This is a genomic window from Paenarthrobacter sp. TA1.8 (genome assembly GCF_048595705.1).
Classification (GTDB): domain Bacteria; phylum Actinomycetota; class Actinomycetes; order Actinomycetales; family Micrococcaceae; genus Arthrobacter; species Arthrobacter nitroguajacolicus.
The window spans coordinates 4,096,965-4,114,077 of the sequence record NZ_CP184287.1 but is presented as its reverse complement, the minus strand read 5'-3'; the positions used below and the strand labels follow the sequence as shown (position 1 = coordinate 4,114,077).

15 protein-coding genes are annotated in these 17,113 nt (G+C 62.8%); 5 read left to right on the top strand and 10 right to left on the bottom strand.

The window, feature by feature from the left end:
* Positions 1-13 precede the first annotated feature (13 nt).
* Genes ACNAOT_RS19125 through ACNAOT_RS19110 form a run of 4 tightly spaced genes read right to left on the bottom strand, consistent with a single transcriptional unit; the run spans position 14 to position 5,120 of the window.
* Positions 14-826: a bifunctional allantoicase/(S)-ureidoglycine aminohydrolase gene (locus ACNAOT_RS19125; RefSeq protein ID WP_062071654.1), complete on the bottom strand. Its 813-nt coding sequence runs from the start codon at positions 824-826 to the stop codon at positions 14-16.
* Between the two features lie 14 nt (positions 827-840).
* A complete protein-coding gene (locus ACNAOT_RS19120; RefSeq protein WP_420178989.1) occupies positions 841-2,103 on the bottom strand; it encodes a DUF6986 family protein in 1,263 nt (420 codons plus the stop codon).
* 1 nt (position 2,104) lies between these two features.
* Positions 2,105-3,703 (bottom strand): malate synthase A, encoded by a 1,599-nt coding sequence (gene aceB / locus ACNAOT_RS19115; protein ID WP_420178988.1) that lies wholly within the window; start codon positions 3,701-3,703, stop codon positions 2,105-2,107.
* Between the two features lie 16 nt (positions 3,704-3,719).
* The gene (locus ACNAOT_RS19110) at positions 3,720-5,120 is read right to left on the bottom strand and encodes an NAD-dependent malic enzyme (protein ID WP_364305707.1); all 1,401 of its coding nucleotides are present in this window, start codon (positions 5,118-5,120) and stop codon (positions 3,720-3,722) included.
* Between the two features lie 221 nt (positions 5,121-5,341).
* Here ACNAOT_RS19110 and ACNAOT_RS19105 point away from each other — a divergent pair, with 221 nt between their 5' ends.
* Positions 5,342-6,097: an IclR family transcriptional regulator gene (locus tag ACNAOT_RS19105; RefSeq protein ID WP_011776026.1), complete on the top strand. Its 756-nt coding sequence runs from the start codon at positions 5,342-5,344 to the stop codon at positions 6,095-6,097.
* A 60-nt stretch (positions 6,098-6,157) separates the two neighbouring features.
* Here ACNAOT_RS19105 and ACNAOT_RS19100 read toward each other — a convergent pair whose 3' ends face one another.
* From ACNAOT_RS19100 to pucL, 3 genes are all read right to left on the bottom strand, one after another.
* Positions 6,158-6,436 carry a hypothetical protein gene (locus tag ACNAOT_RS19100; RefSeq protein ID WP_420178987.1) on the bottom strand — a complete coding sequence of 93 codons (279 nt, stop codon included), beginning with the start codon at positions 6,434-6,436 and terminating at the stop codon, positions 6,158-6,160.
* Positions 6,437-6,573: 137 nt separating this feature from the next.
* Positions 6,574-8,082, bottom strand: coding sequence for a nucleobase:cation symporter-2 family protein (locus tag ACNAOT_RS19095; protein WP_420178986.1), 1,509 nt, complete (start codon positions 8,080-8,082; stop codon positions 6,574-6,576).
* 173 nt (positions 8,083-8,255) lie between these two features.
* Positions 8,256-9,170 carry a factor-independent urate hydroxylase gene (pucL, locus tag ACNAOT_RS19090; protein WP_420178985.1) on the bottom strand — a complete coding sequence of 305 codons (915 nt, stop codon included), beginning with the start codon at positions 9,168-9,170 and terminating at the stop codon, positions 8,256-8,258.
* A 370-nt stretch (positions 9,171-9,540) separates the two neighbouring features.
* Between pucL and ACNAOT_RS19085 the strand changes: the two genes are divergently transcribed.
* Positions 9,541-9,717, top strand: a complete 177-nt coding sequence (locus tag ACNAOT_RS19085) for a hypothetical protein (protein WP_420178984.1) — start codon at positions 9,541-9,543, stop codon at positions 9,715-9,717.
* Positions 9,718-9,968: 251 nt separating this feature from the next.
* On the opposite strand, the gene ACNAOT_RS19080 is transcribed toward ACNAOT_RS19085, so the two are convergent.
* Both ACNAOT_RS19080 and ACNAOT_RS19075 read right to left on the bottom strand, forming a co-directional pair.
* Positions 9,969-10,904 (bottom strand): hypothetical protein, encoded by a 936-nt coding sequence (locus tag ACNAOT_RS19080; protein ID WP_420178983.1) that lies wholly within the window; start codon positions 10,902-10,904, stop codon positions 9,969-9,971.
* 175 nt (positions 10,905-11,079) lie between these two features.
* The gene (locus ACNAOT_RS19075; RefSeq protein ID WP_420178982.1) at positions 11,080-11,718 is read right to left on the bottom strand and encodes a hypothetical protein; all 639 of its coding nucleotides are present in this window, start codon (positions 11,716-11,718) and stop codon (positions 11,080-11,082) included.
* A 16-nt stretch (positions 11,719-11,734) separates the two neighbouring features.
* Here ACNAOT_RS19075 and ACNAOT_RS19070 point away from each other — a divergent pair, with 16 nt between their 5' ends.
* Positions 11,735-12,874, top strand: coding sequence for a hypothetical protein (locus ACNAOT_RS19070; protein ID WP_420178981.1), 1,140 nt, complete (start codon positions 11,735-11,737; stop codon positions 12,872-12,874).
* Between the two features lie 100 nt (positions 12,875-12,974).
* Here the strand turns inward: ACNAOT_RS19070 and ACNAOT_RS19065 are convergent, their stop codons facing one another.
* On the bottom strand, positions 12,975-14,318 hold the full coding sequence (locus ACNAOT_RS19065; protein WP_420178980.1) for an 8-oxoguanine deaminase: 1,344 nt from the start codon (positions 14,316-14,318) through the stop codon (positions 12,975-12,977).
* Between the two features lie 448 nt (positions 14,319-14,766).
* Between ACNAOT_RS19065 and ACNAOT_RS19060 the strand changes: the two genes are divergently transcribed.
* Together ACNAOT_RS19060 and ACNAOT_RS19055 are read left to right on the top strand one after the other, a co-directional pair.
* Entirely contained in the window at positions 14,767-15,261 is a 495-nt protein-coding gene (locus tag ACNAOT_RS19060; protein WP_420178979.1) for a nucleoside deaminase, read from the top strand.
* A gap of 15 nt (positions 15,262-15,276) precedes the next feature.
* A complete protein-coding gene (locus ACNAOT_RS19055; RefSeq protein WP_218649238.1) occupies positions 15,277-16,851 on the top strand; it encodes an NCS2 family permease in 1,575 nt (524 codons plus the stop codon).
* The last annotated feature ends 262 nt before the right edge of the window (positions 16,852-17,113 follow it).

The following is a 17,113-nucleotide window of genomic DNA, read 5'->3' as shown; positions in this document are numbered from 1 at the left end:
GTAAACAAACGGACTAGGTGAGCTTCACCTGGCGGTTCATGTCCTTGTACAGCAGGTAACGGAACTCGCCCGGACCGCCGGCGTAGCAAGCCTGCGGGCAGAACGCGCGCAGCCACATGAAGTCGCCGGCCTCCACTTCAACCCAGTCGTTGTTGAGCAAGTACATGGCCTTGCCCTCAAGCACGTACAGGCCGTGCTCCATGACGTGAGTCTCCGGGAAGGGGATCACGCCGCCGGGCTGGAAGGTGACGATGTTCACCTGCATGTCGTGGGCGAGGTCGCTGGAGTCCGTGAAACGTGTGGTCTTCCAGACGTCGTCGGTGTCCGGCATGGAGGTGGGCTCCACGTCCTTCTCATTGGTGACGAAGGACTTGGCCTCGAAGCCTTCAAGGCGTTCGTAGGCCTTGCGGATCCAGTGGAAGGAGACGATGTCGTCGGACACGTTCTCCAGGCCCCATTCCGCGCCGGCAGCAAGGTAGGCGTAGCCGCCCTCTTCGAGGTGGTGCAGTTCGCCGTCGAGGGTCAGGTTGACCTGGCCCTTGGTGACGAAGATGACGCCTTCAACGCCGGACTCAAACTCGGCCTTGGGTGCCCCGCCGCCCGGTGCGATCTCCACGATCAACTGGGAGAATGTGGTGGCAAAGCCGGAGATCGGCCGCGCGATGATCCACGAGCGCGTGTTGGAGAAACCCGGCAGGTTGCTGGTGACGATGTCCGTCATGACGCCCTTGGGGATCACCGTGTAGGCCTCGGTGACGATGGCCCGTTCGGTGGTCAGCTGGGTCTGCGGCGGCAGGCCGCCCTGAGGGTAGTAGTACTTGCCCATGCGAAATGCTCCTATCAGTGCGAAGTTGGTTGTGCGAGCCGCGGGTGCGCCAGTGCGGTCAGCTGCGAAAGTTCGACGCCGGCAAGCGCCTTGACCTCGTCGGTCCCCACCGCGCCGCACTGGACGCCGCGGAGGACGAAGCCCGCAAGCGCGCGGGCGGTGGCGGGCTCGTCCATGACGCCGCCTTCGGTGCGCTCCACGTAGTTGCGGAGGCGGAGGGCCGCTGCGGGCAGGCCTTCGCGGTAGAAAGCGTACGACGCCGAGAAGCGGCTGGGCAGTTGTGCTGCGTGGAGATCCCAGCCCTGGTAGTAGCCGTTTTCCAGGGAGCGACGAACCAAGCGGCCGTGTAGCTTCCAGGCATCTTCCACACCATCGCCCACGGGGATGATGTTGGTGGAACCGTCGGAGAGGCGGATGCCCGTGCCGGCGACGGCGAGCTGCATGACTTCCTTGGCGAAGTCCGCCACAGGGTGCTCCATGGACTGGTATTCCGCGGAGATACCCAGTGACGCGCTGTAATCGTAGGTCCCATAGTGCAGGGCGCTGATGCGTCCCGGAACCACGTGGGGGAGCTGGGCTACCGGTGAGGTTCCGTCAGCGCCGATGATGAGCTGCGGTGTTTCCACCTGCACCTCAAAGCGGAGCCGGCCGGCGGGAAGCCCGTGGACTTCTTCAAGGCGGGACACTGCGAAGTCCATCGCCTGTACCTGGGCCACTGTGGTGACCTTGGGCAGGGTGAGGATCAGGCCGGCCGGGAGTTCGCCGGCCGCGGCCAACGTGGAGACGAACAGGTCCAGTGTCTTCAGGCCGCGGGCCCTCGTGGGGGCTTCGAAGCACTTGAAGCGGATGCCGATGAACGGCGGAGCTGTTCCGGCCGAAACTGCAGCGGCAACAGCGTTGGCGGCAGCTACGGCGTCGGCGTCTTCTGCCTCATCGCCGCGATCGCCGTAGCCGTCTTCGAAGTCCAAACGGAGGTCTTCGATCGGCTCAGCAGTAAGCTTCGCAGCCACACGCTCCGCAACAGCAGCAGCCAAGTGAGGTTCCTGGCCCAACAGCTGACCGAGCTTTTCCAGGCCTCCGTGAGCCTCCGCCGTCGCGAGTGCCTGGGCGCCCCACTCTGCCGCAAGGGAAGGCGTGAAGCGGTCGGCGGGGATGTAGACAGTGTGGATGGGCTGGCGTGAGCCGTCGTCGCCGGGATAGTTGCGGTCCAGCAACTGGTCCGTCGCGGCGAGCTGTGACTCGATGTGGGCCAGGTCAGAGGAAGAGAATGAGCCCATCTCAGCCCACCAGTTCATACGCGGGCGTGGTGAGGAAGTCCGTGTAATCGTCGGACAAACAGATGTCCTCGATCAGCTTCGACGCAGGCTCGTAGTACTTTGCGAAGTTTTCGTCGCCGAATTCTATGCGCAGGCGTTCGGTTTCCTCGCCCAGGATGCGGCTGACGAGTTCGCGGGTCACGGTGTTGCCGGTGTCCGAGAGGACGGATTTGTTGCGGATCTGCTGCCACACCTGCGAGCGGGAAATCTCCGCGGTTGCGGCATCTTCCATGAGGTTGTGGATGGCAACGGCACCGCTGCCGGAGATCCAGACGCCCGTGTAGGCGACGGCGACGTACAGGTTCAGCCGCAGGCCGGCTTCGGTGACCGTGCCGCCGGCGGAGGCGACGTCGATGAGCTGCTCGGCCGTGACGCTCACCTCGGGGCGCTGCTTGTCGAGCTGGTTGGGGCGGTCGCCGAGCACGGAGTCGAAGACTTCGCGGCAGGTGGGGACCAGGTCCGGGTGTGCAACCCAGGAGCCGTCGAAGCCATCGTTTGCCTCGCGGGTCTTGTCGGCTCGGACCTTGTCGAAGGCTGCGGCGGTGACATCCGGCTGCTTGCGGTTGGGGATGACGGCGGCCATGCCACCCATGGCGAAGGCGCCGCGCTTGTGGCAGGTCTTGACCAGGAGTTCGGTGTAGGCGCGCATGAAGGGAGCGGTCATGGCGACGGTGGCGCGGTCCGGGAGGACGAACTCTTCGCCGGCATCACGGAAGTACTTGATGATGCTGAAGAGGTAGTCCCAGCGGCCGGCGTTCAGGCCTGAGGCGTGGTCGCGGAGTTCGTAGAGGATCTCGTCCATTTCGAACGCTGCCGGGATGGTCTCGATGAGGACCGTGGCGCGGACGCTGCCCTGCGGAATGCCGAGGAAGTCCTGTGCGAACACGAAGACGTCGTTCCAGAGGCGGGCCTCAAGGTGGCTCTCCATCTTGGGCAGGTAGTAGTACGGGCCCTGGCCGTTGAGGAGCAGCTGCTTGGCGATGTGGAAGAAGTGCAGGCCGAAGTCCACCAGCGCACCCACGGCGGGTTCGCCGTCGATCAGCAGGTGGTTCTCTTCCATGTGCCAGCCGCGGGGACGGGCAACAACAACAGCCAGGGGCGCGTCGGTCCGCAGGCGGTATTCCTTGCCCTCGGGCGAGGTGTAGCTCAGGGTGCCCTGGGCGGCGTCGCGGAGGTTGAGGATCGCGTCGATGACGTTGGGCCATGTGGGAGTGCTGGCGTCCTCGAGATCCGCGAGCCATACCTTGGCGCCGGAGTTGAGGGCGTTGATGGCCATCTTTGCGGGTGTTGCCGGGCCGGTCATCTCGACCCGGCGGTCCTGCAAAGCTGCCGGTGCCTCGGCGACCTTCCAGTCGCCGTCGCGGATTTCCTGCGTCTCAGGGAGGAAGTCGAGGCGGCTGGTGTCAGCAACTTTCTGGCGCTTGACGCCGCGTGCTTCCAAGAGCTCATTGCGGGTGCCGGCGAAGCGCTTGTGCAGCTCCTCGATGAAGGCCAGTGCCTTGGGGGTGAGGATTTCCTCGGCGCGATCGATCGGCCGGGGATCAGTGACTGTGATAGCCATGTGGCGGTGTCCTTTTCTAGAGTGCGCTGGCGGCGTTGGCGTGCGCCGCATTGGCCACGGCGGTCGCTACATCGGCGGCAACATGGGGATCGAAGACGCTGGGGATAATGTAACTCGCGTTCAGCTCATCGTCAGCTACCCGGTTGGCAATTGCCTCAGCGGCGGCCACCAGCATGTTCGGCGTAATGTCCGAGGCTCCGGCGTCCAGCAGGCCCCGGAAGAAGCCGGGGAAGGCCAGCACGTTGTTGATTTGGTTCGGGAAGTCGCTGCGGCCGGTGGCAACCACGGCTGCGTGCTTGGACGCGACAACGGGATCGATTTCCGGCGTCGGGTTCGCCATGGCAAACACGATCGCGTCCTCGGCCATCGAAGCAACCTGCTCCTCGCCGATCACGTGCGGAGCGGAGACGCCGATGAAGACGTCCGCTCCCTTGAGGGCGTCGTGCAGGGTTCCGGAGAAACCTTCTTCGTTGGTGTTCGCGGCGATCCAGCTGCGGTGCTCGTCGTCGTACTTTTCACCCGAGTGGATGGCGCCGGAGCGGCCGGCGGCGATGATGTGCTGCGCGCCCTGGGCCTTGAGGAGCTGGATGATGGCCGAGCCGGCAGCGCCGACACCCGAAACCACGATCTTGACCTCGGAGAGCTTCTTGTCCACAACGCGGAGGGCGTTGACCAAAGCAGCGAGCGTGACGATCGCCGTACCGTGCTGGTCATCGTGGAAGACGGGAATGTCGAGTTCTTCGCGGAGACGGTTCTCGATCTCGAAGCAGCGCGGCGCGGCGATGTCTTCGAGGTTGATGCCGCCGTAGACGGGCGCCATGGCCTTGGCGATCATGATGATTTCTTCGGTGTCCTGAGTGTCCAGGCAGACCGGCCAGGCGTCAACGTTGGCGAACTGCTTGAACAGTGCGGCCTTGCCTTCCATGACGGGCAGGGCGGCGGCGGGGCCGATGTTGCCCAGGCCCAGAACGGCGGAACCGTCGGTGAGGACTGCGATGGTGTTGCGCTTGACCGTCAGGTTGCGGGCTGCGGCCGGGTCCTCTGCGATGGCCATGCAAACGCGGGCGACGCCGGGAGTGTAGGCACGCGAGAGATCGTCACGGTTGCGCAGGGCTACTTTGGGGACAACTTCGAGCTTGCCACCGAGGTGCATGAGGAAGGTGCGGTCCGAGACGTGCTGGACGGTGACGCCGTCGAGGGCGTTCAGGGCGTCCTTCACGCGGCCTGCGTGGTCGTCGTCGGTGGTGTTGCAGGTGACGTCAACAACGATCGTCTCGTGGTGGGATTCCGTGACGTCCAGTGCGGTGATTGCTGCACCGGCTGCGCCGACGGCTGCTGCCAGTTCGCTGGTAGCGGTGAAGCTCGACGGTGCGGCGACGCGCAGGGTGATCGAGTTTCCGGGGCTCGGATTCGCCATTGAAATTCCTCCTGTAAGGCCCGTTCCCGGGCCGCCGTTCCAAACTGAATGTTTTCGTATTATGGATATTATTATCTACAAAGTGGAAACACAACCCCTTGCTTGGTCATGTTCGGTGTCATCGCGCAGGTGGGCGCTGTGCTGTATGTTGGGTGTTCTAAGCAATTCTTTTCACGATGCGGATAAGAGTTGTCGGAATCTGAGTCATTGGAGACAAGGGAATGGCTGAAAAAGCCTCCGGAGGCGTGCAGTCCGTTGAGCGCGTCTTTGAACTGCTGGAACTGATCACGGACGCGGGCGGCGACGTCACCTTGAGCGAGCTTTCGTCGTCCACTGACCTCCCCCTGCCCACCATCCACCGCTTGCTGCGCACGCTGGTGTCACTCGGCTACATCCGCCAGCTGCCCAACCGCCGCTACGCCCTGGGGCCCCGGCTCATCCGGCTCGGTGAAGGTGCCAGCAAGCAACTCGGCGCCGTGGCCCGTCCGCAGCTGAAGACCCTTGTGGAACGCCTGGGCGAGACCTCCAACATGGCCGTGCTGGATTCCGACATGGTCATCTACGTTGCCCAGGTCCCCTCCATGCACTCCATGCGCATGTTTACCGAGGTCGGCCGCCGCGCCCACACGCACGACACCGGCGTGGGCAAAGCCATCCTCGCCCAGTTGGACGACGAGGTGGTCCGCGGCATCGTGGCCCGCACCGGCATGCCCACTCCCACGGCCAAGAGCATCGGCGACATCGACTCCTTGCTCGCGGACCTCAAGCTGATCCGCGAACGCGGCTACTCCATTGACGAGGAAGAGCAGGAGCTCGGCGTCCGCTGCTTCGCCATGGCCGTCCCCAACGCTCCCACTCCCACCGCGATCTCCGTGTCCGGCCCGATCACCCGCGTGGACCAGAGCTTCGCCGACCGCGCCGTGCCCATGCTGCGTGAAGCTGCGATGGCGATCTCCGCGGAGCTGAACCAGAACTGATTTTCTTTCGCCGAGTTGCCAGATAATGCCCATGTTTTCCAAAAACATGGGCATTATCTGTCATCTCGGCGAGGGTTTTGAGCGGGCGGACTGATCCGTCACTCTGAACGTGTCCCGTGGGGCCTTGGGAACGCCGATCAAAGGGACCAGGGCCTGTCGCAAACCCATAGCCGCAGCAACCCAGCGGGGCATGGACTCCAGGGGGAACAGCCGCTCCGCCCACTCCGCAGGTTCCGTGCTGGCTCCGTCCGGAAGGACGGCCAGGCAAACGTCCGCGTAGTCCGGGGTCGGGATCTCGCGGAAGGCCAATGAGCGGAAGCAGGGTACCTGTTCGGCCATGATCTTACGGTGCGAAGCGTGCAGGTGAGCTTCCCACGCGGGTGAGTGCCGCCGTCGTACGTTCTGTCCGAGATGACACTTGACGCCCATGTTTTCCGAAAACATGGGCGTCAAGTGTCATTTCGGCGGATCAGAAGTTAGTGCTCCGACGCGCTGGACGTCTTGAGCGGAACTTCCTTGCCGTCGGCGTCGATGAGCTTGCCGTTCTCGAAGCGGTCGCCTTCGCTGAGGCACTTGATGTCCTCTTCGCTGACAATCCGGTCTGTGCCCGCGACGAATACCGACTGGTTGTCCGAGTTGCCGGCTTTGAGGTGGTTGAAGAGGATGTTCAGCAGGATAGCCATGACGGCTGCCGAGCTGATGCCGGAGTGGAAGATCGTGGAGAACCAGGACGGGAACGCGTCGTAGAAGGACGGCGCGGCGATGGGGATCATGCCGAAGCCGATCGACGCCGCCACGATGATCAGGTTCATGTTGTTCTTGTACTCAACCTTGGCCAGGGTACGGATACCGCTGGCTGCCACCGTACCGAAGAGCACGACGCCGGCGCCGCCCAGGACGGGCGTCGGAACCGCTGCGACAACGCGGCCCAGGATCGGCAGGAGGCCCAGGATCACCAGGATGAGGCCGCCGGCGCTAACCACGAAGCGGCTCTTGATGCCCGTGATGGCGACGAGGCCGACGTTCTGGGCGAAGGCGCTCTGCGTGAAGGAGTTGAACAGCGGGGAGATGGCGCTGGAGAGCATGTCGGCGCGGAGGCCGTCGCCGATGCGGCGGGAGTCCACCTTGGTGTCCACGATCTCGCCCACTGCGATGATGTCTGCAGAGGTTTCGGTCAGGGTCACCAGGATGACGATAAGCATGGAGATGATGGCAGCGATTTCGAAGGTCGGAGCACCGAAAGCGAACGGTGTGGGGAATGCGACGATGTCACCCTGGCCAACCTTGGAGAAGTCGGCCATGCCTGCCACGAACGCGATGATGGTGCCGATGACCATGGCCAGCAGGATGGAGAGCCTGGAGATAGCGGCGTTGCCCACCTTGCTCAAGAGCAGTACGACGCCCATGGTTGCTGCTGCGAGGCCGATGTTGGCCATGCTGCCGTAATTGTCCGCCTTGGCGTTGCCGCCCATGGCCCAGTTTGCTGCCACTGGCATCAGTGTGAGGCCGATAGTGGTGATCACGGTTCCAGTAACCACCGGTGGGAAGAACTTGATGATCTTGGAGAACAGGGGAGTGATCGCCAGGCCAATCAGCGAGGCCACAATGACCGAGCCGAACACCGCCTGGATCCCGCCACCGCCTTGGACGATCGCCACCATGGTGGAAACACCGGCGAAGGAAACGCCCTGGACGAGCGGCAACTGCGAACCGAACCACGGAATGCCGACGGTCTGCAGGATGGTGGCCAGGCCGCCAACGAACAAGCAGGCGGCAATGAGGAGGCCGATGTCCTGCGAGGACATGCCGGCGGCCGCGCCGATGATCAACGGCGGGGCAATGATTCCGCCGTACATGGTGAGAACGTGCTGGAAGCCGTAAGCGAAGGTGCTTCCGATGGAGAGTCGCTTATCCTCGGGGCGTTCCGACTGATGCGTCTGCGAACGGGTGGTATTCGCAGGGCGGGATTTCTTCTTGATGTTCATGGCAGACTTTCTGGGTTCATGGCAGACGTCTTCGTCTGGCTAACTGTGTCTGGCTAACAAAATCTTGAGTTGTTGGGGTTGGGGTTGTGTGCAGGCCCGGCCGTAAGGGGCGCCGTGGGGGCCTGCACACAAACCCGTGGTTGGTGCTTTTTTAGTGCTGGTTTGGTGCGGGCTTAGCAGAAGCCGGCGATGCCGCTCCAGGCAACGGGTGCAGCTTCGATGTTCTCGCGCTGGACAGTTGCTTCGATAAGGCCGTACGGGCGATCCGCGGCGAAGAAGACCTCGTTGGGGTTGTCCAGGCCGAACGGGCTCAGGTCAACCAGGAAGTGGTGCTTGTTGGGCATGGAGAACTTGATCTCGTCCACTTCGCTGTGTGCTTCCAGGACCTTCTTGCCCATGTCGAACAGCGTCTGCTGCAGGGCGTGGGAGTAGTTTTCCGTGAAGCCTTCGAGCAGGAGGGCTTTGATGTCCTCGTAGCTCTTGTTGAAGTCCGTGCCGGCGAAGTCCAGATTGGTGTTGTAGCGCCAGCGGGCGGATACATCGGTGGCCAGGATGCGGTCGGTGGTTTCCGGAAGGGTGGTGTACTTATCCCGCGGGTAGCCGACAAAACCGGACTGCGTGGTCTTCAGGACGGTCAGGTCCTTGAGGCCGGAAATAAGGTGGGTGGTTGCCCCATCACGGACGACGACGGCGGTACGCACCTCTTGTCCGTTGCGGACAAAGCTGTGGTCGTGTCCCTCTCCGTGGGCCTGGATACGATCCCAGCTGTAGGCTTCGGCTTCCCAGCGGCCGCCGGTAACCCAGTCGAATCCGCCGGTGAAGTGGTCTGCGAGGCGTAGGAGGAAGGACTCGGGGGAGCCGATGCCTTCACGTGCGAACGCGTAGACCGTGTTCTTCTGGGTATCGGTGGCAACGACGTGGCCGTTGTCGCCTTGGAGGTGTGCGGCCTGGAAATCGCCGCGCAGTTGCGAAGTGACGTTCAGGTCTTCGATGTGGTGGCGGTCTGTATCCCGAGTGACCTTGACGACGCGGACTTCTGCCTTGCCGTACTGGTTTTCGCCGAGGACGATGTTGTTGCTCATGGTCATATCCCAACTTCTGTGAGGTGGAACCTACGTTCCATCAATGAAATTAAGCGCGTGTTTCCACTGCGTTTCTGGTGGAGCCGACCCAACAAAAAAGAGCCAGCATCCATGGATGCCAGCTCATTACGACCCTGCCTGCTGCTCTCAGGTTACGTGACCTACGCCACGAACTGATTCGAGAGTAGCGCACTATTTCGTCTTGTGTATACGGGTATCGAAGGATCGTTATGAACCATCCAAATGTGACCGGGGCAACTCACTTCGCCTCCCAAGGGGTCTTGACGACTGCTTTCTCCGCTGCCTACACTTTCCACATAACAATAAAAGTTTTCCGAAGAGCGGAAACTGTAGGCATGGGAAAGAGGAGGAACAGATGGACCCGAAGGATACGAACAACGTCGTGGAATTCCCGGCGCCGGGTCAGGAGCTGTACCTGCCCTTCGGTGCGACAGATCCCGACTTCTATATTCCGGCCGACTGTGACCGCAAAGCCGGCGGGTTCTCCCGTTGGCTGCGCGCGCTCCCGGTATTCGGCCGGCAGCGCCCCTAGATCCCCGGCGGCCCCCTTTCCTCGCAAGCTCGGACAGGGAACCCTGCCGCCGTGGGCCCTTATGGGGACGGACTCTGCGCAACAGAGCCAACGAGGCGGGCGATACCTGGGGAGGTATCGCCCGCTCTTCCGTTGCTGCCTGACCGTCGCGCCCGCTCGGTCCCCGCCCCTTGCCGCAGCCCGATTCGTGGGTTCCCTGCGCAACGTGCCGTGCGCACCATCGAATGCGCAGCTAATCCCCGAGATGGGCTCTAGCTTGCTCCCCGCAGTACCCTCAGCACTGTTGTTTTGAACTCCTGCTCCCGAAACAACTGCTGCCACTTGATCCGGATGAACTGCCAGCCGAGCTCGGTGAGGGCCTTTTCTCGCTGCCGTTCCTGGTAGATCACCTCGGCGGTGGGTGCGTAGTCGAAGTACTTCACCTTTCCATCGAACTCCAGGGCCACCTTCTTTTCCTTCCATGCAAAGTCCAACCGATGGTGGCCTTCGGCTGACGCCACCTTCACCTGTAGTTCGGGCGGCTCGATCCGCAACCGTTGCAGCAGCTCGCGGGTCAGGGTTTCGCCGGGTGACTCGGATCGGGCATCGGCATTCTCCAAAGCCCGGCGAAGAGTGAGAACTCCGTTGCGTCCGGCCAGCGATGCGCACATCTCTTGCAGTTTCGAGGCATCGGCACCTTTTCGGAGGGCGTGATCCATGAGCACCAGGGCTTGTTTGTAGTTGAGCATGCGGCAGCAGTCCACAACCGTCTGTTCCAACGTAGTGCAAGGCATTCCCTTGACGAAAACAGCCCCTATCTTTGCCAGCGGGCGGGTGTGCGGCACCACATCCTTGCCGTGGGAAGTGGTGGACGCTGTTGTTTGCGTCGTGATGTGGACTTTGTCTCCAACATCCCACAGGAATAAGCCGTGGAGACGCGCCGCTGAGGTGTGGCTGTAGACCAAGCCGCCGGACGACGTCGAAAGCGTCCCGTGTGCGTGTGCAGCAATCAATTGCAAGCTGCGAACCCAGGGCTTTTGGGCTGCCCACGTGCTGCCTCGGATATAGCAACCGCGACGTAGTCGTCTTAAGGCGCCGGAGCGAACCAGCGCGGCAATCCTCCGATGGTTGAAGCCTGCTTCGTGGAGCTCATCGGTCCGCCACAAATCCATCCCCGCGGGAAGCTCGTTGCTGTTGTTTGGTGTCATGAGTCAAGACTTCAATGAGCCGGCGTGCGAGGGCAGGGGTGCGTAGGCCTATGTGGACAAGCCCGCTTCGTGGGCTCGCTGCGGACTGTGCCGTGCGAACGGCATGTTGCGCAGGGAACCATCGAAAGGGCGGCATGGCGAATTTTGGCTTCCCGTATGCTGGGTCGACGACCACCTAAGGGTACCTCAAGGTCGTGGCGGCCCTGACCGGACACGGGCCGCAAAACGCTCGCTCGACGGGCCCGTCTACAGGCGGCGCACGGCACAGATCGAGAATCCGACGCGCATCGTCGCGCCGTGCCGGGCGATGTCCCGACTGAAACCCTGCCATGGCAGGTGGCGAAAGAGCCGGCTGGGGAGACGGCACCGAGGCAGCTTCATTCTGGCTGCTATCCAAAGGAATACAAGTAATGAAACTCAAGGTCTCAATGTTCGTGGCGGTGATGGCGTTGGCTCTTTCCGGATGCACAACGCCTGAACCCCAGCCAACACCGTCGGTGACCACCACCCCTACGCCTAGTGCTTCAACGGCAAGTCCGTCGGTGACACCGATTGTGACGCCTACGGTGACGCCGACGCCGACAGTGACTCCAACGGTGACGCCGACGCCCACTCCGACGGTCACTCCAACGGTGACGCCGACACCGACTCCGACGGTCACTCCAACGGCGACGCCGACGCCCACTCCGACGGTCACTCCGACAGTGACGCCCGCGCCCACTCCGACGGTCACTCCGACAGTGACACCCGCGCCCACTCCGACGGTCACTCCAACGGTGACGCCGACGCCCACGCCGACCTCACCTCCACCCACTGGCAGCCTCGCCAGTTTGTCCAGGGTTCCGTGGGACGGCGGGCCCGCCTACTGGGCCAAGTTCCCAGGCGCGGCGAGGCTCAATAATCCGAACCTTTTCCCCATCGGCGTGTGGTATGGGAAGCCTTCGCACGCGATAGCCCTCAAGGACATCGGCGTCAATGTGTTCCACAACGCCGAACGCGACGGTTCGCCCATGAGCATGGTCACCGACACGGGAATGCTGGTCATCCCCGGTGGAGAATGGAGCCAGTCCGAGGTGGGTACCAACCCTGGCGTCGTGGGTTGGGACACGGACGACGAATGCGAGATGGTGGGCCTCGGCTGCGGCAACGTTTCTGCCGCCCAGAACTTGGAGATCATGAAGAACCTGGTGGCCGAGATCCGGGCTAAGAATGACGGCAGGTTTGCGGCAGCGAACTATTCAAAGGGAATTTTTGGCACGTTCTGGGCGCCTGGACTAATGGATGATTTCATGGCCGCAGTCGATATGTCGTCTAATGACCAGTACTTTTACACGCGCGCGGATTTGCAGTTCGAGGCTGATCGGACTCCGTCGTGGCCTGAGGGTGCTTCGGTGAAGACTGCCGCGGCGTATGGGTGGGTCGCGGACCGCATGCGCTTCTACCAATCAAGCCCTGGGATCCAGCCGAACTGGGTGTTCGTTGAGTCGGCGCGTCCGTTCCTGGAAAACAGCGCTGACCGCACCATCACCCCCGAGCAGATGGAAGGTGCCATGTGGTCGGCCATCATCCACGAGGCGAGGGGCATCAATATTTTCCAGCACAACAACGATTCCCAGTTCGGGACGTACTCGCTGGTGGATATACCTGCTGACCGCAAGGCGAAGATCAAGGCCGCATTGGCAGGGATCCAGGCCCTGGCCCCGGTTCTGAATACGCAGAGCTATGTGTGGGATGCGGGGGCGGCAGGTGTGGACACCATGCTGAAAGCCAAGAACGGCAGTGCTTACCTCTTTGCGGGGATCGGGTTGAACGGGACCACCGGCTCCAAAACCTTCACGTTACCGGCCGGGATTACCGGTTCTCACGTGGAGGTCGTGGGAGAGAACCGGACCATCGCCGTGCAGGGCGGTAAGTTCACGGATTCGTTCGCGAACGAGTACACGCACCACGTTTATAAGCTCGCGATCTAAGGGGCACCAGCCCGATTCGGGGGCTCGCTGCGGACTGTGCCGTGCGAACGGCATGTTGCGCAGGGAACCCCCGAAACGGGCCCAGCCGGGCAACCGAAACCTACCCCGCAACCAGCTTCCGCGCCGCCGCCGAGTGCTCAGCGATCAGCCCGGCGACGTCCAGCCCTGGAATCGCACCGTCCACAACGCGCCAAGAACCCCCGACCATCACCCGGTCGGCACGGTCCGCCCCGCAGAGCAGCAATGCGGCGACGGGGTCGTGGCTGCCCGAGAAGCGCAGCTCGTCGGGCTTGAACAAGGCGAGGTCCGCTTGCAGTCCGGGTGCCAGTTGCCCAATGTCGGAGCGCCCCAAAACGGCAGCAGATCCACGAGTAGCCCATCCCAGTGCCCGCTCCACGGGAACTGAGGCGCCATAGCGGAGCCGCTGCAAGTACAGGGCCTGACGAGCCTCGAGGATCATGTTGGAGGCGTCGTTCGACGCCGATCCGTCCACTCCCAGCCCCACGGGAACGCCCGCAGCCTCAAGTTCCAGGACGCGGGCAGTCCCGGAGGCGAGGCGCATGTTGGAAGTGGGGCAATGGGCGACGGCGGTGCCCGCGGCTCCCAGCCTGGCGATCTCGTCGTCGTTGAAGTGGATGCCGTGCCCAAGCCAGGTGCGGGATCCCAACCAGCCCACAGATTCCAAGTAGTCCACGGTCCGCAGTCCGAACATGGAGCGGCAGAAGTCTTCCTCGTCAATGGTCTCGGCAAGGTGCGTGTGCAGCCGGACATCGAAGCGTTCGGCCATGGCTGCACTCTCGGCCATGATCTCCTTGGTCACCGAGAAGGGCGAGCACGGGGCAAGCGCGATCTGCACAACAGCCCCATCACCGGTCTCGTGGTACTGACGAATCAGCCGTTCGCTGTCCGCAAGGATCGCTTCAGGCGACTGGACCGTGGTCCTGGGCGGCAGCCCGCCGTCGTCCTCTCCCAGGGTCATGGACCCGCGGGTCAAGGTGGCGCGCATTCCCATGGCGCGCACCGTAGCCACTTCGATGTCGATTGCGTCTTCCATGCCGTCGGGGAAGAGGTAGTGGTGGTCGGCGGCAGTGGTGCAGCCGGAGAGCAGCAGCTCGGCCAGTGCCACCTGCACTGCGAGTTCCAGGCTGCGCGGCGTCAATCGTGCCCATACCGGGTACAAGTTTTGCAGCCAGGGGAACAGCGGCGCGTTGGCCACGGGGCCCCAAGCGCGGGTGAGGGTTTGGTAGAAGTGGTGGTGCGTGTTGATGAGCCCCGGGAGGACCACGTGGGCGGAGGCATCAAAGACGGTCGCGGGAGAAGAAGGCTGACCGCCCGTAGGCACCAGCTCCAGGATTTTTCCGTCGGAAACCACCAGGCCGCCGCCGGCGTCGAGGTCGTTTGCGGTGAAGATACCCAGCGGGTTCTTGATCCAAAGAGGGGTCATGACAGGTTCCTTGTCTGGTCGGCGTGTACGCGTTCCAGCTCAGTTAGGCCCTGTCTGCTGATCCAGGTGGCCGGTCCCGCCAGAGGGGTGGCCCGGTCTCCAAAGCGTAAAATGCCCGACGGCGGCAGTCAACGCCCGCGGGCTGCCTGCGGTCACATTCGGGCACCAGCGCCGGCACAAGCGCCGGCACCAGTCCGGCGCCTGCCCGCGGCACAGGTAATTTCGCATCACGAAATTAAGTTTTCAAAAAACTATGGCGCGGCTCACAAACCTGGTGCTACGCTCTAACTGCCAAAGGCGGGCACCCGGACCTCGGGAAGCTATCTACCAGGCGCAACTTAACCTTCATCGCACATGCTGAAGCCTGGTAACCAAGCTAACTGGAGCTCCTCTCTGTAGCGCCCCCAAACAGGTCACCTGGCTTCCTCAGCACTAAGGAAGTCGCAACATGAGTACAACCGTCACGGCCGAGCAATTCCTGGCCACATCCATTGAGCTGGCAACAGCCAATGTCCTTAACAGTGGGGGCCCCTTCGGCGCCGTCATTGTCACCGCGGACGGACGAGCCTTCGAAGGCGTCAACCGCGTCACCGCCACGAACGATCCCACCGCACACGCAGAAGTCACGGCCATCCGTAATGCCTGCCGCGAACTGGGAACCTTCGATCTCAGCGGAGCAACCCTCTACACCAGCTGCGAGCCATGCCCCATGTGCCTGGCCTCCGCACTCTGGGCACACGTTGACCGCGTGTTCTTTGCAGCAGACCGTCACGACGCCGCATCCGTCGGCTTTGACGACGCCGTCTTCTACGAATACTTCGAGAACGACAACCGGGACGCGCTGATGCCGGTAGCCAAGCTGGAACTGGGCGACCCCCAGGCTCCGGCGGCCCTCCAGCCGTTCAACACATGGAACACGCTTGATTCCAGGATTGACTACTAGGGCCCGGTGGCTGACATGACAATCCTGGACAATTCCGCTGAAAAGCAGACAGCAGCTGAAAAGCAGGCTGCGCTCTTTCCCCAAGGAGACGGCGCAGAGCCCACAGCGGCAAAGCACACGGCAACCGGCCTGGCAGATGGAAACAAGAAGCCCCCGGTGTCGAACTCCTTCCTGGATAAGTTCTTCCAGATCTCGAAGCGTGGCTCAACGTTGGCCCGCGAATTCCGCGGCGGCCTGGTCACCTTCTTCACCATGGCGTACATCGTCATCCTGAATCCGCTCATCCTGGGTGGCTTCTCGGCGGAAAACGCCCCTACCGACGTCGCTGGCGGCTGGCTTTCAGCTGCACAGGTTGGTGCCGTCACAGGCCTGACCGCCGGCGTCATGACCATCATCTTCGGTCTCGTCGCCAACCTGCCCTTCGGCCTCGCAGCCGGCTTGGGCATCAACTCCTTCCTCGCCGTCGCGGTCATCCAGGAAGTTACATGGCCAGAAGCCATGGGCCTGGTGGTCATCAACGGCATCCTGATTGTCATCTTCGGTGCTACCGGTGCACGGACGGCGATCTTCAAGGCAGTCCCGAAGGAACTCAAGGCCGCCATCACTGTTGGCATCGGCTTGTTCATCGCCTTCATCGGCTTTGTGGACTCCGGATTCGTTCGCGCAACAACGGGCGGCCCACCGGTCCAGCTCGGCGACAACGGCTCCATCACGTCCATCCCCACCCTTGTCTTCATCATCGGACTGCTGACCATGGGCATCCTCGTGGCACGCAAGATCCAAGGCGGCCTGCTGATCGGCATCGTCGCCACCACTGTCCTCGCCGCCGTTGCCGAGGCCGTGTTCCGCATCGGTCCAGGCAGCGCCGACAACCCCGGCGGCTGGCACCTCAACGTGCCCATCCTGTCGAGCCAACTGGTGTCCGTCCCGGACCTGAGCTTGGTAGGCCAGTTCGATCTCTTCGGCTCCTTCGCCAGGATCGGCGGATTGGCTGCGACGATGTTGGTCTTCACCTTGGTGTTCACCAACTTCTTCGACGCCATGGGCACCATGACGGGCCTGGCCAAGAGCGCAGGCGTGGCACACAAGGACGGCACGTTCCCCAAGCTGAAGTCAGCCTTCATTGTTGAAGGCATGGGTGCAGTGGTGGGCGGCGCAACGTCCGGTTCGTCCAACACCGTGTACATCGACTCGGCTGCGGGCATCGGCGAAGGCGCACGAACCGGCCTGGCCTCGGTGGTCACCGGCTTGCTGTTCCTGGGCTCCATGTTCTTCACGCCGCTCACCTCGGTGGTCCCGCTGGAAGTTGCGGCGTCAGCCTTGGTGGTGGTGGGTGCGATGATGATGGCGCAGATCCGCGAGATCAAGTTCACCAAGTTCTCCATCGCCCTCCCTGCATTCCTGACCATCGTGACCATGCCGCTGACGTACTCCATCGCCAACGGCATCGGCGTCGGCTTCATCTCCTTCGCGGTGATCAGTGCGGCGTCGGGCAAGGCCAGGAAGGTGCACCCGCTCATGTGGGTGGTCACGGCAGGCTTCATCATCTACTTTGCCCGCGGCCCGATCAACGCGCTGATGGGCGTCTAGCCCGGAGCCGCACCCGCGCCGGCGGGCATACATTTCCGGCACTTCGATCGGCGGTCCGCCGGTACCCACCGCACGAATAGGCGTCCGCCGTCGTCGTCCCTGAATAACAGGCACGACGGCGGGCGGCGGCCCTGGTGATTCAGGGACGGGCACCGACGCTCCGTCAGGGAACGGGGGCAGGGAGATGAAGCCCTTGCCCCCGTTCCTATGAACTCCACTTTTACTGAATAACCGCGACTACCTCCTCTGGAAATGAGAATAT

What these genes read in the sequence shown, in the direction of transcription:
- ACNAOT_RS19125 (WP_062071654.1), bottom strand. Translation starts at nt 826, where the DNA reads ATGGGCAAGTACTACTACCCTCAGGGCGGCCTGCCGCCGCAGACCCAG.
- ACNAOT_RS19120 (WP_420178989.1), bottom strand. Translation starts at nt 2,103, where the DNA reads ATGGGCTCATTCTCTTCCTCTGACCTGGCCCACATCGAGTCACAGCTC.
- aceB (WP_420178988.1), bottom strand. Translation starts at nt 3,703, where the DNA reads ATGGCTATCACAGTCACTGATCCCCGGCCGATCGATCGCGCCGAGGAA.
- ACNAOT_RS19110 (WP_364305707.1), bottom strand. Translation starts at nt 5,120, where the DNA reads ATGGCGAATCCGAGCCCCGGAAACTCGATCACCCTGCGCGTCGCCGCA.
- ACNAOT_RS19105 (WP_011776026.1), top strand. Translation starts at nt 5,342, where the DNA reads ATGGCTGAAAAAGCCTCCGGAGGCGTGCAGTCCGTTGAGCGCGTCTTT.
- ACNAOT_RS19100 (WP_420178987.1), bottom strand. Translation starts at nt 6,436, where the DNA reads ATGGCCGAACAGGTACCCTGCTTCCGCTCATTGGCCTTCCGCGAGATC.
- ACNAOT_RS19095 (WP_420178986.1), bottom strand. Translation starts at nt 8,082, where the DNA reads ATGAACATCAAGAAGAAATCCCGCCCTGCGAATACCACCCGTTCGCAG.
- pucL (WP_420178985.1), bottom strand. Translation starts at nt 9,170, where the DNA reads ATGACCATGAGCAACAACATCGTCCTCGGCGAAAACCAGTACGGCAAG.
- ACNAOT_RS19085 (WP_420178984.1), top strand. Translation starts at nt 9,541, where the DNA reads ATGGACCCGAAGGATACGAACAACGTCGTGGAATTCCCGGCGCCGGGT.
- ACNAOT_RS19080 (WP_420178983.1), bottom strand. Translation starts at nt 10,904, where the DNA reads ATGACACCAAACAACAGCAACGAGCTTCCCGCGGGGATGGATTTGTGG.
- ACNAOT_RS19065 (WP_420178980.1), bottom strand. Translation starts at nt 14,318, where the DNA reads ATGACCCCTCTTTGGATCAAGAACCCGCTGGGTATCTTCACCGCAAAC.
- ACNAOT_RS19060 (WP_420178979.1), top strand. Translation starts at nt 14,767, where the DNA reads ATGAGTACAACCGTCACGGCCGAGCAATTCCTGGCCACATCCATTGAG.
- ACNAOT_RS19055 (WP_218649238.1), top strand. Translation starts at nt 15,277, where the DNA reads ATGACAATCCTGGACAATTCCGCTGAAAAGCAGACAGCAGCTGAAAAG.